Annotated in this window: 20 protein-coding genes; 7 read left to right on the top strand and 13 right to left on the bottom strand. The window is 68.7% G+C overall.

The genetic code is table 11. The features are described 5' to 3' along the window. The 3 genes from BST17_RS26515 to BST17_RS26505 are packed head-to-tail and all read right to left on the bottom strand — an operon-like array spanning position 1 to position 2,661. Positions 1-753 carry an amino acid ABC transporter ATP-binding protein gene (locus tag BST17_RS26515; RefSeq protein ID WP_083061998.1) on the bottom strand — a complete coding sequence of 251 codons (753 nt, stop codon included), beginning with the start codon at positions 751-753 and terminating at the stop codon, positions 1-3. Positions 754-767: 14 nt separating this feature from the next. Further along, positions 768-1,694 carry an amino acid ABC transporter permease gene (locus BST17_RS26510; RefSeq protein WP_083061997.1) on the bottom strand — a complete coding sequence of 309 codons (927 nt, stop codon included), beginning with the start codon at positions 1,692-1,694 and terminating at the stop codon, positions 768-770. 31 nt (positions 1,695-1,725) lie between these two features. Next, on the bottom strand, positions 1,726-2,661 hold the full coding sequence (locus BST17_RS26505; RefSeq protein ID WP_083061996.1) for an ABC transporter substrate-binding protein: 936 nt from the start codon (positions 2,659-2,661) through the stop codon (positions 1,726-1,728). Between the two features lie 225 nt (positions 2,662-2,886). On the opposite strand from BST17_RS26505, the gene BST17_RS26500 reads away from it, so the two are divergent. From BST17_RS26500 to BST17_RS26475, 6 genes are all read left to right on the top strand, one after another. Then, entirely contained in the window at positions 2,887-3,582 is a 696-nt protein-coding gene (locus BST17_RS26500) for an HdeD family acid-resistance protein (RefSeq protein ID WP_083061995.1), read from the top strand. A gap of 101 nt (positions 3,583-3,683) precedes the next feature. Then, positions 3,684-5,132, top strand: coding sequence for a cytochrome ubiquinol oxidase subunit I (locus BST17_RS26495; protein ID WP_083061994.1), 1,449 nt, complete (start codon positions 3,684-3,686; stop codon positions 5,130-5,132). An 11-nt stretch (positions 5,133-5,143) separates the two neighbouring features. After that, on the top strand, positions 5,144-6,214 hold the full coding sequence (gene cydB / locus BST17_RS26490; protein ID WP_083061993.1) for a cytochrome d ubiquinol oxidase subunit II: 1,071 nt from the start codon (positions 5,144-5,146) through the stop codon (positions 6,212-6,214). 50 nt (positions 6,215-6,264) lie between these two features. Further along, complete coding sequence (gene cydD / locus BST17_RS26485) at positions 6,265-7,869, top strand: thiol reductant ABC exporter subunit CydD (protein WP_165762358.1); 1,605 nt, start codon at positions 6,265-6,267, stop codon at positions 7,867-7,869. Further along, positions 7,856-9,361: an ATP-binding cassette domain-containing protein gene (locus BST17_RS26480; RefSeq protein ID WP_083061992.1), complete on the top strand. Its 1,506-nt coding sequence runs from the start codon at positions 7,856-7,858 to the stop codon at positions 9,359-9,361. Before cydD ends, BST17_RS26480 begins: the two co-directional genes overlap by 14 nt. A gap of 10 nt (positions 9,362-9,371) precedes the next feature. After that, positions 9,372-9,803: a DUF4190 domain-containing protein gene (locus BST17_RS26475; RefSeq protein ID WP_109750311.1), complete on the top strand. Its 432-nt coding sequence runs from the start codon at positions 9,372-9,374 to the stop codon at positions 9,801-9,803. Here the strand turns inward: BST17_RS26475 and BST17_RS26470 are convergent. The 7 genes from BST17_RS26470 to BST17_RS26440 all read right to left on the bottom strand — a co-directional run bounded on the left by BST17_RS26470 (position 9,800) and on the right by BST17_RS26440 (position 20,580). Beyond that, entirely contained in the window at positions 9,800-10,666 is an 867-nt protein-coding gene (locus BST17_RS26470; RefSeq protein WP_083061989.1) for an acyl-CoA thioesterase II, read from the bottom strand. The genes BST17_RS26475 and BST17_RS26470 overlap by 4 nt on opposite strands. A gap of 9 nt (positions 10,667-10,675) precedes the next feature. Further along, positions 10,676-12,094 (bottom strand): pyruvate kinase, encoded by a 1,419-nt coding sequence (gene pyk, locus BST17_RS26465; RefSeq protein ID WP_083061987.1) that lies wholly within the window; start codon positions 12,092-12,094, stop codon positions 10,676-10,678. A gap of 59 nt (positions 12,095-12,153) precedes the next feature. Continuing rightward, positions 12,154-13,668: a glutamate synthase subunit beta gene (locus tag BST17_RS26460; RefSeq protein ID WP_083061985.1), complete on the bottom strand. Its 1,515-nt coding sequence runs from the start codon at positions 13,666-13,668 to the stop codon at positions 12,154-12,156. After that, positions 13,661-18,205 (bottom strand): glutamate synthase large subunit, encoded by a 4,545-nt coding sequence (gene gltB, locus BST17_RS26455; RefSeq protein ID WP_083061983.1) that lies wholly within the window; start codon positions 18,203-18,205, stop codon positions 13,661-13,663. Before gltB ends, BST17_RS26460 begins: the two co-directional genes overlap by 8 nt. Before the next feature lie 81 nt (positions 18,206-18,286). Then, complete coding sequence (locus BST17_RS26450; RefSeq protein WP_083062008.1) at positions 18,287-18,685, bottom strand: DUF2752 domain-containing protein; 399 nt, start codon at positions 18,683-18,685, stop codon at positions 18,287-18,289. After that, positions 18,675-19,211 carry an NINE protein gene (locus BST17_RS29785; protein WP_083061981.1) on the bottom strand — a complete coding sequence of 179 codons (537 nt, stop codon included), beginning with the start codon at positions 19,209-19,211 and terminating at the stop codon, positions 18,675-18,677. The genes BST17_RS26450 and BST17_RS29785 overlap by 11 nt, the downstream gene beginning before the upstream one ends. A gap of 4 nt (positions 19,212-19,215) precedes the next feature. Next, a complete protein-coding gene (locus tag BST17_RS26440) occupies positions 19,216-20,580 on the bottom strand; it encodes a malate:quinone oxidoreductase (RefSeq protein WP_083061979.1) in 1,365 nt (454 codons plus the stop codon). Between the two features lie 64 nt (positions 20,581-20,644). Here BST17_RS26440 and BST17_RS26435 point away from each other — a divergent pair, with 64 nt between their 5' ends. Then, the gene (locus BST17_RS26435) at positions 20,645-21,526 is read left to right on the top strand and encodes a LysR substrate-binding domain-containing protein (RefSeq protein ID WP_083061977.1); all 882 of its coding nucleotides are present in this window, start codon (positions 20,645-20,647) and stop codon (positions 21,524-21,526) included. An 8-nt stretch (positions 21,527-21,534) separates the two neighbouring features. On the opposite strand, the gene BST17_RS26430 is transcribed toward BST17_RS26435, so the two are convergent. From BST17_RS26430 to BST17_RS26420, 3 genes are all read right to left on the bottom strand, one after another. Then, complete coding sequence (locus BST17_RS26430; protein ID WP_083061975.1) at positions 21,535-22,365, bottom strand: ABC transporter permease; 831 nt, start codon at positions 22,363-22,365, stop codon at positions 21,535-21,537. Then, positions 22,362-23,213, bottom strand: coding sequence for an ABC transporter ATP-binding protein (locus BST17_RS26425; protein ID WP_234807840.1), 852 nt, complete (start codon positions 23,211-23,213; stop codon positions 22,362-22,364). Before BST17_RS26425 ends, BST17_RS26430 begins: the two co-directional genes overlap by 4 nt. Beyond that, on the bottom strand, positions 23,210-25,595 hold a 2,386-nt coding region (locus BST17_RS26420; RefSeq protein ID WP_133053604.1), incomplete at its 5' end, for a type I polyketide synthase. The genes BST17_RS26420 and BST17_RS26425, both read right to left, overlap by 4 nt.

Here is a 25,595-nt window from a genome sequence, read left to right as displayed (position 1 = left end):
CTACATCACCTTGGACAGGAAGGCTTTCGTGCGCTCGTGCTGCGGGTTGCTCATCACCTCGGTCGGTCTGCCGCGTTCGACGACGACGCCGCCGTCCATGAAGACCAGCTCATCGGCGACCTCGCGCGCGAAACCCATCTCATGGGTCACCACCAGCATGGTCATCCCCTCGGCGGCCAGCTTCTTCATCACCGAGAGCACTTCGCCGACCAACTCCGGGTCCAGCGCCGAGGTGGGCTCGTCGAAGAGCATCAACTTCGGACTCATGGCCAGGGCCCGCGCGATCGCCACCCGCTGCTGCTGACCGCCGGACAGCTGGGCGGGATAGGCGCCGGCCTTGTCGGCCAGCCCCACCTGACTGAGCAGATCCATCGCCCGCTCGGTGGCCAGCTTCTTGTTCTGTCTCTTGACCTGAGTGGGGGCCTCGATCACATTGCCCAGCGCGGTCCGATGCGGGAACAGGTTGAAATGTTGGAACACCATGCCCACGTCGCGGCGCTGACGGGCCACCTCGCGGGGCTTCATCTCGTGCAGCTTGCCGCTGCGCTCGTGATAGCCGACGAGAGCGCCGTCGACGTAGAGCCGCCCCGCGCTGACCGTCTCCAGATGGTTGATGCAACGCAGGAAGGTCGACTTGCCGGAGCCCGACGGCCCGACGAGCACCAGCACCTGGCCCTTCTGCACCTCCAGCGTGATGCCCTTGAGCACCTTGAGCGCGCCGAAATCCTTGCAGACGAGTTCGGCCTTGACCATCGGCTGCGTATCCGTCACGCCGTCGTACCAATCTGCGCCTTGGCCAGCGCCTCTAGTTGCTTGGGACTCAGCTTGCGCGATGCGCCCCGGGAGAAGTAGCGCTCCAGGTAGAACTGGCCGACCATCAGGATGCTGGTGATCACCAGGTACCACGTGGCGGCCACCAGCAGCAGCGGCACCGGTTCGAAGATGCGGGCGGCGATCTCACGGGTGGCGATGCTGTACAGGTCGAAGGCGTAGGGCACCGCGGTCACCAGCGATGTGGTCTTCAGCAGGCTGATGACCTCGTTACCGGTCGGCGGAATGATCACCCGCATCGCCTGAGGCAGCACCGTGCGGCGCATGGCCAGCCCCCACGACATACCCAGCGCGGTCGAGGCCTCCAGCTGCCCCTCCGGAACCGAGGTGATGCCGGCTCGGACGATCTCGGCCATATAGGCCGCCTCGTTGAGTGCCAACCCGATCACGGCCAGCGCGAACGGGAAGGACAGGTTCTGCAGATCGACGTGGAAGAACGACGGGCCGAACGGCACGCCGAGCTGGATCTTCTGATAGATCGTGGGCATCAGGCCCCAGAACGCCAGCTGCACGTACACCGGCGTGCCACGGAAGATCCAGAGGAACACCCAGGCCACGGCGCTGAGCACGAAGTTGTCCGACAACCTCATGATCGTCAGGATCACGCCGAGCACGATCCCGATGACCATCGAATAGACCGTCAGCTGCAGGGTGTTCGCGACGCCCAGCAAGATCCGTTCGTTGAAGAGGTACTCCAGAAACGTCGACCACCCGTAGGCCGGGTTGGTGGCGGCTCCGTAGAGGAACAGGCCGACGATGACGATGATGACGGCCGCCGCCACCCACCGCCAGGGATGACGCAGCGGTACGGCGTCGATCGCTTCGGGTGGCGTGGACGGTGACGGCGAGCCGGCATCACTCATATGTGTCGATTACCCCTGTGTCTCGATAACGCTAGGAGACCGCGCCGTTGATGACCGGCTTGTCGATCATGCCTTCCTCAAGACCCCAGTTCGCGGCGATCTCCTTGTACTTGCCGTTCTCGATCAGGTGCTCGAGGGCCTGCAGCAGGGACTGCGCCAGCGGTGAACCCTTCTCGACCGGCCAACCGTACGGCGCGGAATCGAACGTCTCGCCGGCCTGCTCCAGCTTGCCGTTGGTCTGCTTGATCGCGTACAGCGTCACCGGCGAATCCGCTGACATGGCGTCGGCCTGGCCGAGCACGACGGCGTTGGTGGCGGCGTCCTGGCTGTCGAAGGGGATGATCTCGATCGCGGGCTTGCCCTCGTCGGTGCACTTCTTGCTGCGCGCGGGCAGTTCGTCGGTCTCCTGGACGGTGGTGGCCTGCACGGCCACCTTCTTACCGCAGGCGTCCTCCGGATTGATCGAGCCGCCGGCGGGCTGGGCCCACAGCGTGCCCGCGGAGAAGTAGGTGACGAAGTCGACCTGCTGCTCGCGTTCCTTGCTGTCGGTGAACGACGACATGCCGACGTTGAACGTGCCGCCCTGGATCGACGGGATGATCTTCGCGAAGTCGGCCTCGCGGTACTCGGGCTGCAGGCCGAGCGTGCCGGCGACCGCGTTCATCAGGTCGACGTCGAAGCCGACGATCTTGCCCGTCTCGTCCTTGAACTCGTTCGGCGCGTAGGGAATGTTGACCCCCACGATCAACTTGCCCGAGGCCTTGATCGCCTCTGGGACGGTGTTGGCGATCTCTTCCACCTTCTCGGCGGGCGCGGCCGCCGTGGGGGACTCGTCACCACCGCTCGGTTCCGAGCTCGAACAACCCGACAGGGCCAGGGCGCCCGACGCGACGAACACCACCGCCAGCCGCCGGATCGTCGCGGCGCGCGAAATATTGGTCCGGCGGTCTTGGATTCCACCCAACACGGTATGCCTCTACTTTCTGTTGCCGAGCCGTCACGGTCTGGTCCGTCGACAGCTCCAGCCGAAGACGTTAACGACCGATGATCCGGCGCGCAGCGCCGGTAACGGAACAGTAGTGGAGCCGTAACGTGAGGGTCAGCCGAACAGGGATCTGGCCGGTGGCGCCGGGGTTTCGCTGCCCGGGGCACGTGTCGACGAAGGTCGATATGAGGGCGGGCCGGGTGGCCCGTGTGCAACACTCACCGCATGCAAACCCCCGCTCCCCCAAGCCTGTTGCAGCACCTGTGGAAAACGACCCTGATCTCGGGCGTTCTGGCGGCCGGGCTCGGCATTGCCGTGGTGGCCTGGCCGGGTATCTCGGTGCTGGTGGCGGCCATCTTCTTCGGCGCTTACCTGCTGGTGACCGGTATCGCCCAGGTAATGTTCGCGTTCAGCCTGCACGTGTCCGCCGGTGGCCGGGTGTTGCTGTTCATCAGCGGGGCCGCCTCGGTGGTGCTGGCCGTGCTGGCGTTCCGCCAACTCGGCAGCGCGGTGCTGCTGTTGGCCATCTGGATCGGCATCGGGTTCATCTTCCGGGGTGTGGCAACGGCGGTGTCGGCGATCAGCGACCCGACCCTGCCCGGCCGCGGCTGGAACATCTTCCTCGGTGTCATCAGCCTGATCGCGGGCATCGTGGTGCTGGCCTCGCCGTTCGAGTCGATCGGCACGCTGGCCCTGGTCACCGGCATCTGGCTCATCGTCATCGGCGTCATGGAGATCGTCACCGCCTTCGGGATCCGGTCCACATCGCGCAAGCCGACCGCCGGCGTGTCCCCGGACGCCCCGGTACCCGCCGCCACCACGGCTCCCGCGACGCCGGCGACCCCGGCGACCCCGGCCACGTCCACCGAACCGGCCCCGGCGACGGATCCACCCACCAGCTGACGTAATCCGCGACACGATTGCGCGCACCGGGGCGGCGGCACTACTACACTCTGTCGTAGTCGAGCAAAGGGGCTCGACCCGCAGCCGAGAAGTTGGTGCACATGGAAGCGCTCGACGTCGCACGGTGGCAGTTCGGGATCACCACCGTCTACCACTTCATCTTCGTGCCACTCACGATCGGCCTGGCACCGCTGATCGCGGTGTTCCAGACGATCTGGGTGATCACCGACAACACCGCCTGGTACCGGCTCACCCGGTTCTTCGGCAAGCTCTTCCTCATCAACTTCGCCCTCGGCGTGGCCACCGGCATCGTCCAGGAATTCCAGTTCGGGATGAACTGGAGCGAATACTCCCGCTTCGTCGGCGACGTCTTCGGCGCCCCGCTGGCGATGGAGGGACTGATCGCGTTCTTCTTCGAATCCACGTTCCTCGGACTGTGGATCTTCGGCTGGACCCGCCTGCCGAGGCTTGTTCACCTGGCCTGCATCTGGATCGTGGCGCTGGCGGTCAACGCCTCGGCCTACTTCATCATCGCGGCCAACTCCTTCATGCAGCACCCGGTCGGTGCGCGCTACAACCCCGAGACCGGCCGTGCCGAACTGACCAGCATCACCGAACTGTTCACCAACAACACCGCACTCGCGGCGTTCCCGCATGCCGTGGCGGGCGCCTTCCTGGTGGCCGGCACCTTCGTCGCGGGCGTCTGTGCGTGGTGGATGGTGCGCAACCCCGACGGCCCCGACGCCCGCACCATGCACCGTCCGGCGGCGATCCTGGGTTGCCTGGTCGCATTCGCGTCGGCGGCCGCCCTGACCTACACCGGTGACGTGCAGGGCAAGCTGATGTTCGAACAGCAGCCGATGAAGATGGCCTCCGCAGAATCGCTGTGCCACACCGAGACCGACCCGGATTTCTCGGTGCTCACCGTCGGGACCCACAACAACTGCGACAGCGTCGTGCATCTGATCGAGGTGCCCTATGTGCTGCCGTTCCTCGCCGAGGGCAGGTTCAGCGGCGTCGAACTGCAGGGCGTGCAGGACCTGCAGGCCGAGTACGAGCAGAAGTTCGGCCCCGGCGACTACCGGCCCAACCTGTTCGTGACCTACTGGTCGTTCCGCGCCATGATCGGGTTCCTCGCGGTGCCCATGCTCTTCGCGATCACCGCGCTCTGGCTGACCCGGGGCGGCCGGATCCCCCGACAGCGCTGGTTCGGCACGTTCGCGCTGCTCACCCTGCCCACCCCGTTCCTGGCCAACAGCGCGGGCTGGATCTTCACCGAGATGGGCCGCCAACCCTGGGTGGTGGCACCGAACCCGACCGGTGATCCGGTATTGAGACTGACCGTGTCCCAGGGTGTCTCAGGACATTCGGTGGCCACGGTGCTGACCTCGCTGATCGTTTTCACCGCGATCTACGCCGTGCTCGCGGTCATCTGGTTCTGGCTGATCCGGCGCTACGTCGTCGAAGGCCCGTTGGAGCACGACACCGAACCCATCCCGCCGACACCACCGGGCGAGGACGAGGTCAAACCACTCTCGTTCGCGTACTAGGGAGGCGCGCCATGGACCTTCAGATCTTCTGGTTCATCACCCTGGCGGTGCTGTTCGTCGGCTTCCTGGTGTTGGAGGGCTTCGACTTCGGCGTCGGCATGCTGATGGCGCCGCTGGGCCGCGCGGGATCGGCCCGGGTGAGCGAGACGACGGGCAGACACGGCGATCCGGAGAAGCACCGGCGCGCGGTGCTCAACACCATCGGTCCCGTCTGGGACGGTAACGAGGTGTGGCTGATCACCGCGGGCGGCGCGATGTTCGCGGCTTTCCCCGGCATGTACGCCACCATGTTCTCGGGGCTCTACCTTCCGCTGCTGGCCATCCTGTTCTCGATGATCGTGCGCATCTGCGCGATCGAGTGGCGCGGCAAGGTCGACGATCCGCAGTGGCGCCGGTGGGCCGATATCGGCATCGCCGTCGGCTCCTGGGTTCCGGCGCTGCTGTGGGGCGTGGTGTTCGCCGCCCTGCTGCGCGGGCTACCCGTCGACGCCGACCACCAGATCGACCTGGGCCTGTCCGATGTGCTCAACCCGTACACGGTGCTCGGCGGGCTGTCGACATGCGGGCTGTTCCTCCTGCACGGTGCGGTGTTCATCGCACTGAAAACCGAAGGCTCCGTGCGGACCGACGCCCGGCGCTACGCCGCCCGACTGGCGCTGCCGGTGACGGCGGTGCTGGCCACCTTCGGTCTGTGGACCCAGCTGTCCTACGGCACCGACTGGACCTGGCTGGTGCTCGGCGTCGCGGTGGTCTGCCAGCTCAGTGTCGTGATGCTCGTGCTCAGCGACGGCGGGGACGGGTGGTCCTTCGCGATGACCACCGTCGTGGTGATCGCCGTGGTGACGCTGATCTTCGGCTGCCTGTACCCCAACCTGATCCCCTCGACGCTGGACCCGGCGTGGAGCCTGACGATCCGCAACGCGTCCTCGACGCCGTACACGCTCAAGATCATGACCTGGGCCGCGCTGATCGTCACACCGCTGGTGCTGGCGTACCAGGGCTGGACGTACTGGGTTTTCCGGCAACGCATCTCGGCCGAGCGGATCCCCGACCCCGCGGGATTGTCACCGCGCATGCCATGACACCCCGATCCACCATGGCGGGCCTCCCGCCCGCCCTCGAACACGCGGGCATGCGCCGCTACCTCATGGCGATGGCGGCCTACGGCAGCGTGCTCGCGGCGGCCACCGTCGCGGCCGCCTGGGTGCTGGCGCACATCGTGGCCGGTGTCATCACCGACCCGACCACCCGCACCTTCGATCATTGGCGCACCCAGCTGACGGTGTTGGCCGCGCTGTGGATCGTCCGGGTTGTCGCGCAACGACGTCAGGCCGGTCTGAGCCAACGCGCCGCGACCGCCGCAATCGGGGATCTGTCGGCCCGGGTGCTGCGGGCTGTGACCGCCATGGCCCCGCACCGCCGGGCGCAGGTGCTCGACGAGGCCACCGTGGTGGTGACCCGCGGACTGGACGGACTGCGCCCGTACTTCACCGGCTACCTGCCCACCGTGGTGCTGGCCGGGATCCTCACGCCGGCAACGGTCGTGGTGATCGCCGTCGCCGATCTGCAGGCGGCGGTGGTGGTGGCCGTCGCACTGCCGCTGATCCCGTTGTTCATGGTGCTGATCGGCAAGTTGACCGCCGAGCGGTCGGCCGCCGCGCTGACCGCCATGACGACCCTGCAGTCCCGGCTGCTCGACCTGGTGGCCGGGATCCCGACGCTGCGCGCGCTCGGCCGCGCCGGCGGGCCCGCCGACCGCATCGCGACACTGTCTGCCGCGCACCGGCGTTCGGCGATGGAGACGCTGCGCATCGCGTTCCTGTCGGCCGCCGTGCTGGAGTTGATCGCCACCCTGGGTGTCGCACTGGTCGCGGTCAACGTCGGGCTGCGCCTGGTGTTCGGTGAGATGACCCTGGTCGCGGCGCTGACCGCGCTGCTGTTGGCGCCGGAGGTGTTCTGGCCGCTGCGCCGCGTGGGCGTGCAGTTTCACGCCGCCCAGGACGGCAAGGCCGCCGCCGAGGCGGCGCTGCGTCTGCTGGAGGCAGAACCGGCGCGGCGCGCCGGGACGCAGGCCGTCACCGCCGGCGCGATCGAGATCGAGCTGCAGCGGCTCACGGTCCGCGGTCGCGACGGTGCCGCACCGGACGGCCTGTCGGCCTCCATCCGGGCCGGCGCGGTCACCGTGTTGACCGGACCCAACGGCGCCGGTAAGAGCACCGCACTGCAGGCCATCCTGGGGCTGGTGCCCGCCGACGGCGGTCGGGTGCTCATCGACGGCATCGACATCACCGAGGTCGATCTGGCGCAGTGGTGGACCCGGGTGGCGTGGCTGCCGCAGCGCCCGGCGTTGCTGCCCGGCACCGTGCGGGCCAACCTGGAGCTGTTCGGTCCGCTGACCGATCTCGATGCAGCCTGTCGCGCTGCGGGTTTCGACACCGTGCTGGCCATGCTGCCGAACGGACTCGACACCGTCATCGGACGGGCCGGTACCGGGCTGTCACTCGGCCAGCGTCAGCGCCTCGGGCTGGCCCGGGCACTGGGCTCACCGGCACCGGTTCTGCTGCTCGACGAGCCGACCGCGCATCTGGACGCCGACGCCGAGGACGCGGCGCTGGTGGCGATCCGTGACCGAGCCCGCAGCGGAGCCACCGTCGTGGTGGTGGGTCACCGCATGCCGGTGCTGCGCAGCGGGGATCAGGTGTTCGCGCTGGAGGGGGTGGCCGATGACCATCGGTGAGATCATCGCGCTGCTGCGACCCAGGCTGCCCCGGCTGTTGCTGGCCGTGCTGTTCGGCACCCTGGCCCTCGGCAGCGCCCTGGCGCTTGCCGCGGTGGCGGCCTGGCTGATCACCCGGGCCTGGCAGATGCCGCCGGTGCTGGACCTGACGGTGGCGGTGGTGGCCGTCCGGGCGCTGGGGATCTCGCGCGGCGTCTTCAGCTATTGCGAGCGGCTGGCCATCCACGACACCGCGCTGCGCGCCGCGGGCCAGGCCAGGGTCGGTCTGTACCGCCGGCTCGTCGCGCAGCCGCCGGAGTCCGTACTGCGGTTGCACAGCGGCGATCTGGTGGCGCGCGTCGGTACCTCCGTCGACGAACTGGCCGATGTCCTGGTGCGCGCGGTGCTGCCGGTGTGCGTCGCCGCCGTGCTGTCGGTGGCCGCGGTCGGCATCATCGCGGTGATCTCGCCGGCGGCGGCGGTGGTGCTGGCGGCCGGCCTGCTGATCGCCGGGGTGTTGGCGCCGGCGCTGGCGGCGCGGGCGGCCGAAGCCACCGAGCTGCTGGCCACCCGTCATCACAGCTCACGCGACACCGCCACCCTGGTCGCCCTCGAGCACGCCGCCGAGCTACGCGTCGCCGGCCGGCTCGACGATGTCATCGCCGAGGCCGGGCGGGAGCACCGTGAACTGGGCGCCGCCCAGGATGCCGCGGCCGCTCCGGCGGCGACGGCGGCCGCGGCGTCCACGGCGGCCGTCGGGGTGTCGGTGCTCGGCGCCGTCGTCATCGGGATCCTGCTGGCGGATCACCTGGCGCCCACCTCGCTGGCCATCCTGATGCTGTTGCCGCTGTCGGCCTTCGAGGCCACCACCGCGCTGCCCGGGGCCGCCGCACAGTGGGTGCGCTCCAAGCTGGCCGCCCAGCGGTTGGCCGACCTCGGCGCCCCGGACCCGGCCGAACGTGCCCGCCTGCAGGTGGACACCGTGCCGCTGAACCGTGGCGACCACCTGGCCGTCATCGGCCCGAGCGGGTGCGGCAAGACCACGCTGCTGATGGCCATGGCCGCCGAATACCCGGAAAACCCCGTCATTGCAGCGTTTTTCGCCGAGGACGCCCACCTGTTCGACACCACGGTGCGGGACAACCTGTTGGTCGGCCGCGGCGATGCGACCGACCCGGAGCTGCGCACCGCGCTGCGTACCGTCGGCCTCGAGGACTGGCTGGGCGGCCTGCCCGACGGGCTGGGCACCGTGCTGACCGGGGGCGCCGCGGCCGTATCCGCGGGGCAGCGTCGCCGCCTCCTGCTGGCCCGCGCGTTGATCACCGACTTCCCGATCGTGCTGCTCGACGAACCCACCGAACATCTCGACGCTGCCGACAGTGACCGCATCCTCACCGCGCTGCTCACTCCGGGCGGCCTGTTCGCCGCGGACCGCACCGTCGTCGTGGCCACCCACCATCTGCCCGCGGGCCTGACGTGCCCGACGATCCGGCTGGAGTCGGCGCGCGGGTAACCTGCCTCCCATGAACTACCAGCCCTTTCCGGCGGCGCCGCCGTATCCCGGTCCCCCGGCGACCGGCCCGCGCAACGGGATCGGCACGGGTGCGCTGGTGGTGGCGGTGGCCGCGCTGGCGTTCTCCTGGAGCGTCATCGGCGGCATCGTCGGCGGGGTCATCGCCGTGGCCCTCGGTGTCGCCGGTCGCGGTCGGGCCCGTCGGGGTGCGGCGGACAACGGGCCGGTCGCCACCGCGGGCATCGCGCTGGGGGCGCTCGCGGTCGTCATCGGGATCGCCGCCGTCCCGGTCTGGTCGGGCTTCCTGGGTGACGCCGGGATCGGTGACTACGTCAGCTGTATGGAAAAGGCCGACACGGACCGAACCGCACAAACCCGGTGCGAGAACGATTTCCGCGACCGCATCGAGGAGATCTCCGGTCTGGGAACGGCGCGTCCCTAGCCGGCACCGGGGAAATGCTTGACGATGCCCTCCTGCACGACGGTCGCCAGCACCTGGCCCTCGGTGTTGAAAAAGTGTCCGCTGCTCAGCCCGCGGGAATCCGCGGCCACCGGCGACGAGGTCGAATACAGCACCCAGTCGTCGAAGCAGATCGGTCGGTGAAACCACACCGAGTGGTTCATCGTGACGGCGAAGATGCGATCGAAGCCCCACGACAGCCCGTGCGTGGTGATGATCGAATCCAGCACCGTGGTGTCCGACGAGTACACCAGCGCCGCGGCGTGCAGCACCGGGTCCTCGGGCATCGGGGCATCGGCAGTCATCCAGACCCGGTTGTGCTCCAACCGTCCGCCCTTGTCCCGCATCACCCAGGCCGGGTCGTTGGTGTAGCGCCACTGGATCGGCTTGAGCGCCTCGACGAACAGCGGCACGGTTTCCTCATACCCGACCAGCAGCTCGTCGATGGTCGGCAGACCGTCGGGTTTCGGCACCTCCGGCACCGGGATGTTGTGCTCGAGCCCGCGGCCACCGGCCAGATGTGACACCAGCGCGGTGCCGAGCAGGACTCCGTCCTGGGTGACATCGACCCGGCGGTTGGCGAAGCGCCGCTCGTCGCGGAGTCGAACCACCTGGAACTCAAGGTCTTTGGTGGGATCCCCACCGGCGATGAAATGCATGGACAGCGTGCTGGGTGGCAGCTTCGCCGACACCGTGCGACTGGCGGCGACGAACGCCTGCGCCATCATCTGCCCACCGAACGTCCGGATCGGATTGCGGCTCGGATGCGTTCCGGTGAACGCATCCGGGCCGACCGGCGTGAGGGCCAGGACCGTCAGCAGTTCCTCGAGATGTTCTGCCGACAAGTCGCTCCCCTAGTGGTCGTCCTCGCCGATCCGGTGCACGTGGATCAGGTTGGTCGAGCCTACTGTGCCCGGAGGCGCACCCGCGACGATGACCACCAGGTCGCCGCGCTTGTAGCGGCCCAGGTCCAGCAGCGCCTGGTCGACCTGCCGGATCATGCCGTCGGTGGTCTGCATGTGCGGGACGATGAACGTCTCGGTGCCCCACGTCAATGCGAGTTGGCTGCGCACCTCGGGCAGCGCGGTGAATGCCAGCAGCGGCAGCGGCGTGTGCAGGCGGGCGAGCCGGCGCACGGTGTCCCCGGACTGGGTGAACGCGACCAGCGCCTTGGCCTCCAGCCGTTCACCGATGTCGCGGGCGGCATAGGAGATGACACCGCGCTTGGTGCGCGGCACGTGGGTCAGCGGCGGCGCCTCGGTGGAGTTCGACTCGACGGCCCGCACGATGCGCGCCATGGTGCGCACGGCCTCCAGTGCGTACTTGCCGACCGACGTCTCACCGGAGAGCATCACCGCATCGGCGCCGTCGAGCACCGCGTTTGCGACGTCGGAGGCCTCGGCCCGGGTGGGCCGGGAGTTCTCGATCATCGACTCCAGCATCTGGGTGGCCACGATGACGGGCTTGGCGTTCTCGCGGGCCATCTGGATGGCCCGCTTCTGCACCAGCGGCACCTCTTCCAGGGGTAGTTCGACACCCAGATCGCCACGGGCCACCATGATGGCGTCGAAGGCCAGCACGATCGCCTCAAGGTTCTCGATGGCCTCGGGCTTCTCCAGCTTGGCGATCACCGGGACCCGGCGACCGACGCGGTCCATGACCTCGTGCACCAGCTCGATATCGGCAGGTGAGCGCACGAACGACAGCGCCACCAGGTCGACACCGAGGCGTAGTGCGAACTCCAGGTCGGCGATGTCCTTCTCGCTCAGCGCAGGCACCGAGACGTTCATGCCGGGCAGGGACAGGCCCTTGTTGTTGCTGACCCGGCCACCCTCGGTGACCTGGCACACCACATCGTTGCCGTCGATGTGCTCGACGACCAGACCGACGTTGCCGTCGTCGACGAGCAGCCGGTCACCGGGGGCCGCGTCGACGGCCAGTTGCTTGTAGGTGGTCGACACCCGGTCGTGGGTGCCCATGAAGTCCTCGACGGTGATGCGCACCGTCTCGCCGGTCTGCCACAGCGTGGCGCCGGTGGCGAAGCGACCCAGCCGGATCTTGGGTCCCTGCAGGTCGGCCAGGATGCCGACGGCACGGCCGGTGAAATCCGAGGCCGCGCGCACCCGCCGGTAGGACTCCTCGTGGTCGGCGTGGTCGCCGTGGCTGAAGTTCAGCCGCGCGACATCCATTCCGGCCTCGACGAGATCGCGCACCGTCTCGTCGGTGGCGGTTGCCGGGCCAAGGGTACAGACGATCTTTCCGCGTCTACTCACGTCTGGTGAGCATAGTCCTGATCGATTCAGATGACGATTCGACGGGGGTTCCGGACAGCTCAGAGCACTGCCAGCGGCAGTGCACCGGGCTGCACCGGCGCAGGCAGTTCCGACTCGCCCATCAGGTAGGCGTCGACCGCGCGCGCCGCGCTGCGGCCCTCCGCAATCGCCCACACGATCAGCGAGGCGCCGCGGTGGGCGTCACCGCACACGAAGACCCCGGGCTCATCGGTCTGCCAGTCCGAACCACAGGACAGCGCGCCGCGTCCGTTCAGGCTCAGGCCCAGCCCGTCCAGCAGGGGCATGTGCTCGACACCCTCGAAGCCGATGGCCAGCAGCGCCAGATCGCAGGGGATCTCGATCGGCTCACCGACCGGCGTGATCTGCCGACGGCCCTGTTCGTCACGCTGCACCCGGACCTCGGAGATCTGCACGGCGCGCACATGGCCCGATGCCCCGCCCTGCTCGTCGCCGACGAAGCGTTGTACGGCGACCTCGAACCGCCGGGCCCCGCCCTCGGCGTGCGCCGGCGAGGTGCGCAGCACCAACGGCCAGGTGGGCCAGGGCGACCGGGACTCGTCGCGGGTTTCGGGCGGTTCGGGGTTGTAGTCCAGTTGGGTCACCGAGATCGCACCCTGCCGGTGCGCGGTGCCCAGGCAGTCCGCCCCGGTGTCGCCGCCGCCGATGATGACCACGTGCTTGCCCCTGGCGGTGAGCTCGGCGGCGCCGTCGCCCTCGCATTCCTTGTTGGCCTGGACCAGATGCTCCATGGCCAGATGCACGCCGTTCAGTTCGCGGCCCTCGACGGCGTTGTCCCGGCCCCGCAACGCACCGACGGCCAGCACGATCGCATCGTGCTGGGCGCGCAGTGCCTCGATGGACAGGTCCACCCCGACCTCACAGTCGGTGACGAATCGGGTGCCCTCCGCCCGCATCTGGGACAGCCGCTGGTCGAGGGTGGCCTTTTCCAGCTTGTACTCGGGGATGCCGTAGCGCATCAGCCCGCCGATCCGGTCGTCGCGTTCGTAGACGGTCACCTCGTGGCCTGCCCGGGTCAGTTGCTGCGCGGCGGCCAACCCGGCGGGGCCCGAACCGACAACGGCCACACTGCGTCCCGAGCCGATGGCGGCCGGTTGCGGCTCCACCGCCCCGGTCAGCCAGGCATGGTCGGCGATGGTCTGCTCGATGCGCTTGATGGTGACGCTGCCCCCGGTCGCCTCCTCGGCGATGGACAGCACGCAGGCGGCCTCGCACGGGGCGGGACACAGCCGGCCGGTGAACTCCGGGAAGTTGTTGGTGGCGTGCAACCGTTCACTGGCGGCGTCCCAACGGCCCCGGCGCACCAGATCGTTCCATTCCGGGATCAGGTTGCCCAGCGGACAGCCCGCGGTTCCGGAGTGGCAGAACGGGATTCCGCAGTCCATGCAGCGGCGGGCCTGCTGGGACACCTCCGCGGCCCGGTCCGCGGGGGGTCGGCTCTCGTAGACCTCGTGCCAGTCCCCCACCCGCTCGTCGACGGGGCGTTTGGCGGCATCGCTCTTGCGAACCCGCAGGAATCCGGTCGGGTCAGCCACGGCTGGCCTCCATGATCGCGGCGTCCACATCGCGCCCCTCGGCCTTGGCCATCCGGGTGGCGCGCAGTACCCGCTCGTAGTCGGTCGGCATGATCTTGGTGAAGGCGGCACTGCGCCGCGGCCAGTCCGCCAGCAGCGAGGTGGCGACGGTGGACCCGGTGAGCTGTGCGTGCCGGCCCACCACATCGTGCAGCCAGCTCAGATCCTCGGGCTGCAACCGCTGCAGCGTCACCATCTCGGTGTTGACCTTGGCCGGATCCAGGCCCAGCACGAAGGCGATCCCGCCGGACATGCCGGCGGCCATATTGCGTCCGGTGTCGCCGAGCACCACCACGCGGCCACCGGTCATGTACTCACACGCGTGGTCACCGACGCCCTCGACGACGGCCAGCGCGCCGGAATTGCGGGCGCAGAACCGCTCCCCCACCCGACCACGCAGGAACACCTCGCCCGCCGTCGCCCCGAACAGCAGGGTGTTGCCGGCGATCACGTTGTCCTCGGGCAGGAACAGCACGTCATCCGGTGGCCGGACGATCACCCGGCCACCCGAAAGGCCTTTGCCGACATAGTCGTTCGCGTCGCCGATCAGGTCCAGCGTGACCCCCGGCGGCAGGAACGCCCCCAGGGACTGCCCGGCCGATCCGGTCAGCGTCACCGCGATGGTGTCCTCGGGCAGCCCGGCCGCGCCGTAGCGGCGGGTGACCTCGGCACCCAGCATGGTGCCGACCGTGCGGTTCACATTGCGCACCGGCAGTTCCAGCCGGACGGGATGCGCGTCCTCCAGGGCGCCCTCGGCCAGTTGGATGAGGGTCTGGTCGAGCGCCCGGTCGAGGCCGTGGTCCTGTTCGCGCAACCGGCGGCGCTGGGGTGGTGGGCCACCGTGCGCATCGGCCGGGACCGCGAAGACGGGGCTCAGGTCCAACCCGCGGCTCTTCCAGTGCGCCACCCCGTCGGCGGTGTCGAGCATGTCGACCCGGCCGATCGCCTCATCGAGGCTGCGGAATCCGAGTTCGGCGAGCATCGTGCGGATGTCCTCGGCGATGAACTCGAAGAAGTTGCGCACGAACTCGGGCTTGCCGGTGAACCGTGCCCGCAGTTCCGGGTTCTGGGTCGCCACGCCGACCGGGCAGGTGTCCAGGTGGCACACCCGCATCATGATGCAGCCGGCCACCACCAGCGGTGCGGTGGCGAAACCGTATTCCTCGGCGCCCAGCAGCGCCGCGACCATGACATCGCGCGCGGTGCGCATCCCGCCGTCGCACTGCACGGTGATGCGGTCGCGTAACCCGTTGAGCAGCAACGTTTGCTGGGTGTCGGCCAGCCCGATCTCCCACGGTGCGCCGGCGTGCTTGAGGCTGGTCAGCGGTGCGGCACCGGTGCCACCGTCGTAGCCGGAGATCAGGACGACATCGGCATGCGCCTTGGCGACCCCCGCCGCGACGGTGCCCACGCCGACCGAGCTGACCAGCTTGACGTGGATACGCGCGGTGTCGTTGGCGTTCTTCAGGTCGTGGATCAGTTGCGCGAGGTCTTCGATGGAGTAGATGTCGTGGTGCGGGGGCGGTGAGATCAGACCGACCCCCGGCGTGGAGTGCCGGGTCTTCGCGATGTTCGGATACACCTTGAAGCCGGGCAGCTGCCCGCCCTCACCGGGTTTGGCACCCTGGGCCATCTTGATCTGGATGTCGGTCGCGTTGACCAGATAGTCACTGGTCACCCCGAACCGTCCGGAAGCCACCTGCTTGACCGCGCTGCGGCGCCGCGGATCGTAGAGACGGTCGGTGTCCTCGCCGCCCTCGCCGGAATTGGAGCGCCCACCGAGCTCGTTCATCGCCACGGCCATCGTCTCGTGCGCCTCGGCCGAGATGGACCCGTAACTCATCGCACCCGTGTTGAACCGGGCCACGATGGATTCGACGGGTTCGACCTCGTCCAGCGGCACCGGCGTCGCGGCCTTGAAGGCGAAGAGGCCACGCAGCGCACCCCCGTCGCGGGACAGCCGGTCGACCTCCTGCGAGTAGCGCGCGAACACGTCGCGGCGACCGGTCCGCGTCGAATGTTGAAGCAGGAAGACCACTTCCGGGGTGAACAGGTGCAGCTCACCGTCGCGGCGGAACTGGTAGTCACCGCCCACCGAGAGGCGGCGGTGGGCCCGTTCGGTCGGATTCTCCGGATACGCCCGGCGGTGCCGGAACCGCACCTCCTCGGCCAGCACATCGAGCCCCACACCGCCGAGTTGCATCGGTGTTCCGGTGAAGTATTCGTCGATGACGCCGCGGTCGAGCCCGATCGCCTCGAAGGCCTGGGCACCGGTGTAGGAGGACACCGTGGAGATGCCCATCTTGCTCATCACCTTCATCACGCCCTTGCCGAGCGCGGTGAGGTAGTTGCGCATGGCCGCGGCGGGCTCGATGCCGGTGAGTTCGCCCTCGCGGATCAGGTCCTCGATCGACTCGATGGCCAGATACGGGTTGACCGCGGCCGCACCGAAACCCAGCAACAGCGCGATGTGGTGGACCTCGCGGGCATCACCGCTCTCCACCACCAGCGCGACGCCGGTGCGTTGTTTGGTGCGCACCAGATGGTGATGCACCGCGGACACCGCCAGCAGCGACGGGACGGGCGCGCGGGTGTGATCGGAGTCGCGGTCGGAGATCACCAGGGTGCGGGCGCCCCGGGCGATGGCGTCGCACGCCCGGGCCCGCAACTCGTCGAGCGCCTCGGCCAGACCCTCCCCGCCGCGCTCGACGTCATAGAGCGCCCGCAGCACCGCGGTACGCAGCCCGGGTTGTTCGCCGTCGTCGTTGATGTGCACGATCTTGTTCAGATCGTCGTTGTCCAACACCGGCCAGCCCAGGGCGATCTGCCGGCACGACGCGGCCGTCGGCTCCAGCAGGTTCTGTTCGGGGCCCATCACGCGCCGCATCGAGGTGACGACGGCCTCCCGGATGGCGTCCAGCGGTGGGTTGGTGACTTGGGCGAACAGTTCCACGAAGTAGTCGTAGAGCAGCTTGGAACGCTGCGAGAGCACGGCCAGCGGGGTGTCGGTGCCCATCGAACCCAACGGCTCGGCGCCTGCGGCGGCCATCGGGGTCAACAGGACCCGCAGCTCCTCCTCGGTATAGCCGAAGGAGACCTGCCTGCGGACCACCGACTCGTGATTGGCCTGTCCGCGCGGGCGATCCGGCAGGGTGTTCAGGTCGAGCAGCCCGGCGTGCAACCACTCCCCATACGCCTCGGCCGCGGCCAATTCATCCTTGATCTCCGCATCGGGCACCACCCGATGCGCCGCAGTGTCGATCAGGAACATCTTGCCCGGTTCCAGGCGCCCCTTGGCCACCACCTGGGCGCTCGGTACGTCGAGCACGCCACTCTCACTGGCCAGGATCACCCGGTTGTCGATGGTGCGCCACCAGCGCCCCGGCCGTAAACCGTTGCGGTCCAGCACCGCTCCGACAACGGTACCGTCGGTGAAGGTGACGCACGCCGGGCCGTCCCAGGGCTCCATCAGCGAGGCGTGGAACTGCCAGAAGGCGCGGCGCGCCGGGTCCATGGCGGCATTGTTCTCCCACGCCTCCGGGATCATCATCAGCACCGCATGGGGCAGGCTGCGGCCCCCGAGGTGCAGTAGTTCGAGCACCTGATCGAAGGACGCCGAATCCGATGCCTCGGGTGTGCAGATCGGCGAGAGCCGGCTGAGATCACCCGGAATGAGCGCACTGGCGAGTTCGGCCTCCCGGGCGTGCATGCGGTTGCGGTTACCGCGCACGGTGTTGATCTCACCGTTGTGCGCGACGAACCGGAACGGGTGCGCCAGCGGCCAGGACGGAAAGGTGTTGGTGGAGAACCGACTGTGCACGATGGCGATGGCACTCACGCAGCGCTCGTCGCGCAGGTCCGGGAAGAATTGTGGCAGCTGCATCGTGGTGAGCATGCCCTTGTAGGCAATGGTGCGGCTGGAAAGGGACGCGAAATACAGGCCCAGATCCTCGGATTCGGCACGCTTGCGCAACGGGTACACCTGCCGGTCGAGGTCGATGCCGCCGCAGCGGTGCGGTGCCGCCACGAACAGCTGTGCCATGTGCGGCATACAGCCCAGGGCGGTGGCACCGATCTGCGCGCCGTCGGGATCGACCGGAACCGTCCGCCAGCCGAGCACCTCAAGGTTCTCCTCGACCGCGATCTGCTCGACGCGGTGCTGCGCTGCGGCCCGCTGCGCCCGGTCCCGGGGCAGGAAGCAGATACCGGCGGCATAGCTGTTGGCGCCGGTGGCGGTGGGCCCGGGTAGCGCGAAATCGACCACGGCGGAGAACATCTCGACCGGCAATTGCAACAGGATGCCGGCTCCGTCACCGCTGTTCGGTTCGGCGCCGGCGGCGCCACGGTGTTCCAGGTGTTCCAGGGCGGTCAGCCCGTCGGCGACGATGTCGTGCGAGCGACGCCCGCCGATGTCGGCGATCATCGCGACACCGCAGGAATCGGATTCGTTGTCCGGGTCGTAGAGACCCTGGGCCGGGGGGAGCGCCGAGAACAGCAAGCCAGTGCCTCCGCAGTCTTCGTGGGGTATCGAAGGGACTGCATCGGCCCGCGCTCGCAGTGTATCAGCGGGGCGCGGACCCTACCCGGCTGAAACTGTCGGGACCAGCGGAAAGCCCGGCCAGTTGCGCACCACTGTCCAGGCCAGGAGGGCCAGCACGATGGTGACCGCGGCGGCCGGCGGTAACAACCTGCGGCCGGCTCGCCACCGCACCGCCAACCACACCAGCAGCGCCGGGAGACCGATCAGCAGGAACACGTTGTCCACGACGGCGGCCGCGAGATCACCGGTCAGCACATCGTGGGTCATCCGCAGGCCCCCGCAGGCCGGGCATTCGAACCCGGTGAGGGTCTTGAACGGGCAGGCCGGGAAGAACCCCGGTCGGTGTGGGTCGCCGAGACCGATATAGGTCAGTGCACCCGCCAGTCCGAGACCGGCGCCGAGGACACCGACCCGGGTGTGGCTGGCGCTAGGTGCCATCGCGCAGTGGTCGGCCGTGCGCGTCACGCACCTTGTCGGTGAATATCAGTACGGCGTCGATCAGGCCCCAGATGACGGCGCCGATGAAGCAGGTGACGAAACCGACGATCAGTTGGGCGATGCCGAGGCCGGTCTGCCCGACGTAGATGCGTCCGATTCCGACGAAGCCGAACAGGCCGAGCAGTTGCAGCAGGCCGGCGATGGTCTTGGACTTGTCCGAGTACGGCTCACCGGTGATCGGGTGCCGGCCGAAGGGGGCCGCCGGGTCGAACCCGAGACCGGCGGGTTGGCCGTAGCCGGGTCCGGCGGGTGGTCCGTAGCCGGGTCCGGCAGGTTGTCCGAAGCCGGGTCCGGCGGGTTGTCCGTATCCGCCGGGACCCGGCGGTTGGCCGTAGCCGGGTTGTCCGTAGTACCCGTCCGAGTACCCGCCCGGCTGGGACGGGGGCGGCGGGTAGTAGGGCGGCTGGCCGCCGGGCTGCGGACCGGAATCGCCCGGCGAGTGCGGATGGGACTGCGGATCCGTCATGACGTCAGGATGCCAGAAGCGGCAATTCCGCGCGGTGCCGCCACGACTCCCACTGCCGCGGAAAACAGCGTTGCAGCAGCTCGATCGTGATGGACACCGATGTCGATGCGCCCGGTGAAGCGCCCAGCAGCCCTGCCATGGTGCCGTCGTCGGCGACGACGAGTTCGGTGCCGGACCGCAGCACGCCCTCCGGCGCGACCAGCTGGGCACGCTGGCCGGCGGCAATCAGTTCCCAGTCGGCCGGATCGGCGTCGGGGTAATAGCGGCGCAGCTGGTCGATCTTGTGGCGCCGGGTGGCGAGCAGCTGTCCGATCAGATACCGCACCAGAGCGAGATTGCGTGCGGTGCACAAGGCCAAAGCGCGCAGATTGTGGGGCCGCACGGTGCGGAAGAAGTCCGCCGGGCTGCCGTGTTTGAGCAGTTTGGTGCTGAAGGTGGCATACGGACCGAACATCAGCTGAGCCTGACCATCGATGATGCGTTTGTCCAAGTGCGGCACCGACATCGGCGGTGCGCCGACGGGCGCCTGGCCGTACACCTTGGCGTCGTGTCTGCCGACGATGCCGGGTTCGGCGCAGCGCAGGAACGCCGCACCGACCGGGAGCACGCCGTATCCGCGGACCTCGGGCAGGCCGGCCCGCTGCAACAGCCGCAGCGCGTTGCCTCCGGCGCCGACGAAGACGCGATCGGCGTTCAGCGCGAACGGACGTTCGCCGTGCCTGCCGGCGATCCGCCAGCTCCCGTTCGCATTGCGCGTCAGCGTGCGGACCTCATGACCCAGCAGGATGGTGCCGTCGATGATGGCCGTCAGCCCGCGGGTGAGCGCGCCGAAGTCGATGTCCGCGCCCGCCGGATGCCAGGTCGCCGCCACCCGTTGCGCCGGATCCCGCCCCGCCATGACCAGTGGCGCCCAGGCCGCGATGATCTGCGGATCCTGTGAGTACTGCAGATCGGCGAATGCCGGTATGGTGCGCAGTGTTTCGAAACGTCGCCTCAGGTAGGCGATATCGCGATCACCGAAGACGACGGTCATGTGCGGTGCGGTGGTGCGGAAGCCGGGATCGAGCAGGCCGGCCTCGACCAGCTGCGACCACCACCGGCGGGAGACCTCGAACTGGCCCGCGATGGACGCCGCGGTGCTGCCGTCCGCGGGATCGGGCATGTAGTTGAGCTCGCAGTACCCGGAGTGACCCGTGCCGGCGTTGTTGTACGGGTTGCTGCTCTCGGTGGCGACGTCCTCGGCGCGTTCGATGAGCACGATCCGCCAGTCCGGTTGCAACACGGTGAGCATGGCGCCGAGGGTGGCGGACATGATGCCGCCGCCGATGAGGGCGATATCGGCGGTGGAGCGATCGGTATCGGTGCGCATGTTTCCAGGATCTGCCCGCCATATCGATCCGTCCAATGAAGGTTTCGCAGATTATGATCCGTATATGGATCGATGGTCGGGTCTTCTGGCGCCGCAGTTGCGCGCGCTCGACGAGCTCGTGGCCTGCGACGGTCACATGACGCGCGCCGCCGAGCGGTTGGGCATCCCGCAGTCCTCGATGAGTCGGCGGATCCACACGTTGCAGAAGACGCTCGGCGTGGTGCTGATCGTTGCCGACGGCAGGGCGGTGCGGTTGACACCGGCGGCGGTGCGGCTGGCCGGACGGATCCGCGACCCGTTGCGGGCGCTGGAGTCCGGCGTCGAATCGGTTGCCGCCGATGCCGATGCCGAGCACGGCACGGTGCGATTCGGCTTTCCGCTCACGATGGGCGCGGGCCGCTTGCCCGGCCTGATCGCGGAGTTCCACCGGCGCGCGCCCGGCATCCGGCTACACCTCAAGCAGGCGCACGGCTCGCAACTGGCCGCCGACCTTCGGTCCGCAGAACTCGATGTCGCGGTGCTGATACCGCCACCCGACGGTCTGCGGCACAGCGTGATCGGCACACAGCTGATCCATGCCGTGCTGCCGGCCGGACACCGGCTGGCTGCCCGGCGCCGGATCAGATTGACCGAGCTGCGGGAGGAGATCTTCATCGCCAACCCGGCCAGCTACAACCTGCGCCGGCTGACCGAGGACTGGTGCGAGGCAGTCGGTTTCGCCCCGGCGGTGGCTCTGGAGATCACCGAGTTCGCCACCATCCGCGAACTGATCGCCCGCGGGCTCGGGGTCGCACTGCTACCCCATGACGGGCGCACCGCGCCGGGCACGGTGGAGATCGCGCTCAGTCCGACCACCTATCAGCGCGAGATCGCCCTGGCGTGGTCGGACACCGCCGTGACCCCGGCGAGCCAGCGGTTTCTGGCGTTCGTGCGGGACCGGTTCTGAGGGTCCGGTCAGCCCCGGTCCGACCAGCGGAACACCGCCACACAGCCGATCAGCCCGCCGATGCACCAGGCCATCAGGACTCCGAAGATGTGCCAGTGCTCCCAACTGCCTGCGGGTTCGACCGCGGCCAACTCCGGCGGCAGCAGCACCGACCGGAAACCCTGCGCCATCCACTTGACGGGGAACAGCGAACCGATGATCAGCATCCAGGTGGGCAGCACCATGATCGGCACATAGGTCCCCGACACGAACTGCAGGCCGACCGCGGGCCCGTTGGTCAGCGCCGCCGCCGACACCGCGTTGCCGGCGATGTTGCTGATCAGCACGCCCAGCAGCGAACAACTGATGACGCCGAGCAGGAAGACCCACGTCAGGGTGAACCAGCCGAACAGGTCGCTGGGCAGCCGGAGTCCGAAGCCGAGGACCCCGACCAGGAGCAACAGCACCGCCTCGGCGAGGCTGACTACGAGGACGAGCATGATCTTGCCGATGAAGTAGGACGTTGCGGTCGTGGGGGTACCGCGCAGTCTGCGCAGCGCCCCGGTGTCGCGGTCCGCGGCGATGCTGATGCCCAGGTTCACGAACGACGTCGACAGGATCCCGTACGCGAGCATGCTGGCGGCGATCACCGCGCCCGTGCTGACACCGCCGACCGGCAGTTCCGCCGAGAAGATCGAGCCCAGCAACAGGCAGATCACCGCGGGCATGGAGAACGTCAGCACCATCTGCTCGGGGCGCCGGTAGAACATCTTCAGCTCGGGAATCACCCGGGAGAACCCGATGCGCGCCGCCGACGGAAGCGTCCGGGCGTGGTTCGCGCGTCGTGCCGCGGCCGTCACGAGTGCCCGATCAGCTGCAGATAGGCCTGCTCCAGTGTCGGCCGGGACACGGTGAGGTTGGCCAACTCGCGGCCGCCGGCGCCGAGCTGCCTGATCAGCTCCGTCGGAGTCTCGGTGCGCTCGACCCGCTCCCGGTCGCCGTCGGTCCACCGTACGGTCGCGGCGGTGTCGACATGCTCGGTCAGCCTGGTCGGTGAGTCCACCGCCACCACCCTGCCGTGGGCGACGACGGCGACCCGGTCGGCCAACGCGGCGGCCTCTTCCAGATAGTGGGTGGTCATCAGGATGGTCGTGCCGTCGGCGGCCAGCAGCCGGATCAGGTCCCAGAACTGTTGGCGCGCCTGCGGGTCGAACCCGGTGGTCGGTTCGTCGAGGAATACCAACTCGGGCATGCCGACGATGCCAAGTGCCACGTCCAGCCGCCGACGCTGACCGCCCGATAGCGTGCGCACCCGGGCGTCGGCGAGAGCATCGAGCCCGACCAGGGTGAGGACGTCGGCCGGCGACCGCGCCGCACCGTAGCAGCTGGCGAACATCCGCACGGTCTCGGCGACCGTCAGCATCCCGGCGTCGCTGACCTCCTGGAGCACGATCCCGATGCGCGCGCGCCACTGTCGCCCGGCGGTACCCGGATCCTCACCGAGCACAAGTGCGTGCCCCGCGTCGCGTCGCCGGTTACCTTCCAGGATCTCGATCGTCGTCGACTTACCCGCCCCGTTGGGTCCGAGGATCGCAAAGATCTCCCCATACCGGACATCGAGGTCGAGATTGTCTACCGCGCAGCGCTTTCCGTAGGATTTGGCCAGCCCACGCACGTGGATCGCCGATTCCGCCACCCCGGTGGTCACGGTCCCGCCGTCTCACCGTCCGGCATCGCGTCGTCCGCCTCCAGCTCGGCCAGCAGCGCCCGCAGGTCCTCGTCGGAAAGATCCGCCAGCAATCCGTCGATGTCCTCGTCGGCGGTGACCGGCGACTGCTCCGGCACCGCCACGTCGCCGTGTATGACATGCAGTTCGTCGAGTATCCGCTCGGACAGCGTGTTCACGCTGACACCGCGCAGGATCTCCAGCACCGGAACGTCGATCGAGAACATCGCGTTGATCCGTACCCGGAAATCCATCGCCATCATCGAGTCCAAACCTATGTCATCGAGCATGTCGTCGGGCCGGATATCCGCGACGGAGAAGTCGAAGACATCGGCCACCACCCGCTGTACATGCTCGGCGATGAAAGCCGGCCGATCGGACTCCGGTGTCGCGGCCAGTACGTCGAGTACCGACGAACCGGCATCGGGCGCGGCGGCCGGTCCGGCGGATTCCAGACCGGCGAACATCGCCGGTAGTCGCCCACCCATGCCGGCGTGCCGGGCGCGGTTCCAATCGGCGGTGATCGCAACGACATTCGGGATCCGCTGGCTGAGGAGTCGGTCCAGGATCCGCGCGCCCACCGCCGGGGTGATCAACTCGATCCCACGTTGGGCGTAGATCTTCTCCAGCTTGAGTTGCTCGACCATGCCCACCGACCACGGCCCCCAACCGATGGTGAGCGCCGGGAGTCCGTGCGCCCGCCGATGATGGGCAAAGGCATCGAGAAAGGCGTTGGCCGCAGCGTAGTTCGCCTGACCCGGTGCGGCGATGGTGGAGCCTGCCGAGCCGAACAGCACGAAGAAGTCCAGCTCGTGACCGGCGAACACGTCGTGGAGCACTCTGGCACCGGTCACCTTGGGCGCCAGTACGCGGGCGTAGTCGTCCTCGCTCATGTTGACGATCAACTGGTCGGCTACCACGCCTGCGGCGTGTACGACACCCCGCACCGGACGACCGCCGTTGCGGGTGTGTCCGGCCAACCAGTTCCGCATGTCGGCGGCATCCGTGATGTCGACACTGGCGGTCTCGATCCGGGTGCCAAGCCGCTCGATCAGCCGGAATGCGGCCACCGTCTGATAATGCGGATCACCCTCGGACAATGCCGCCCACTGGTCCCTCGGTGGGATCGGGGTGCGCCCGATCAGCGTGATGTGCCGAGCGCCGCGCTCGGCGAGGTATCCGGCGATCACGCGGCCCAGCGCGCCCGCGCCACCGGTGACCAGATAAGTGGCGTCGGCGGACAGCTTGGTGGGGAACGGGCGGGTCAACTCGGTACACAACCGCAGCCGCGGGACCAGGGTGGTGGCGCCACGCAGCGCGACCTGGTCCTCGGCCGCGTCGTCGAGCACGTGCTCGCACACCCGGGCCGCGGTCTGCGCCGCATCGTCGGCGGTGTCGATGTCGATGAGCCCACCCCAGAGGTCGGAGAACTCCTGGTGCCCGATGACCCGGCCGAGCCCCCAGATGGTCGACTGGTCGAGGTTTTTCACGGCGGTGCCCGCAGTGGCCTGGGCGTTGGCCGTCAGCAGGAAGATCTTCGGTGTCATCGCCGGCCGGTCGGCCAGGCACTTGACCAGACGCAGGATACTGAACGGGCCGACCTCGAGATTGTCCGGTGAATCGGCGGCCATGTCCATCGGCCAGCAGTCGATGATGCCGGCGAGATCGCCATCGTGCGCGTCGAGCAATGCCGCCCAATCGATCCCGTCGCGCTCGTGGCGCACCGTACGGACCCGGTGCCCACGCGCCTGTAGTTCGGCGGCCACCCGCTCCCCCACGCCCGCGCCGTCGGCCAGCACCAGCCAGGCTGCCGCCGGCGCCTGGGTCTCGATGCCGTCTGTCACCGACTCCGCCGGCGACCAGTGCAACTCGTAGAGGCCCTTGTCGATGTGTTCGACCGACATTCGGGACGACGAGCTCAAGGATTGCACCGTGAATCCGTCGAAGACGGCCAGCACCTCGTGCTGCGGGTCGGTGATGGTGATATCGCACTCGACGGCGTCCCGGGTTGCCGACACGACCTGGACCTGCACCGTCATGGTGGGGGTGGGAGCGCCGTACACGGCGCAGTGCCGGATCCTGGTCGGTAGATAGGGGTCCTCGTTCTCCTCCTGCCCGGAGAACGGTGCCCCGAACAGTGTCTGGAAGGCCCCGTCGATGAGTGCCGGATGGAACCGATACTGCCCCAGGTCGGCGGCGATGTCGGCGGGCACCGCCAATTCGGCGGTGGCCCAGTCGTGTCCGGCTGTCACGCCGGTCACCGAGCGGAACGCGCCGCCGTAGTCGAATCCGATGGCCTGGGTGCCCTGGTAGAACCGGTCACCGTCCATCGAGCTGGTCGGGCCCGTTCCGGCGGGGCGGGGG

The sequence above is a fragment of the Mycolicibacterium bacteremicum genome, assembly GCF_002086115.1.
Taxonomy (GTDB): Bacteria; Actinomycetota; Actinomycetes; order Mycobacteriales; family Mycobacteriaceae; genus Mycobacterium; species Mycobacterium bacteremicum.
Note: the sequence above shows the minus strand (reverse complement) of the source record. Positions and strands in the feature narration are given on the sequence as shown.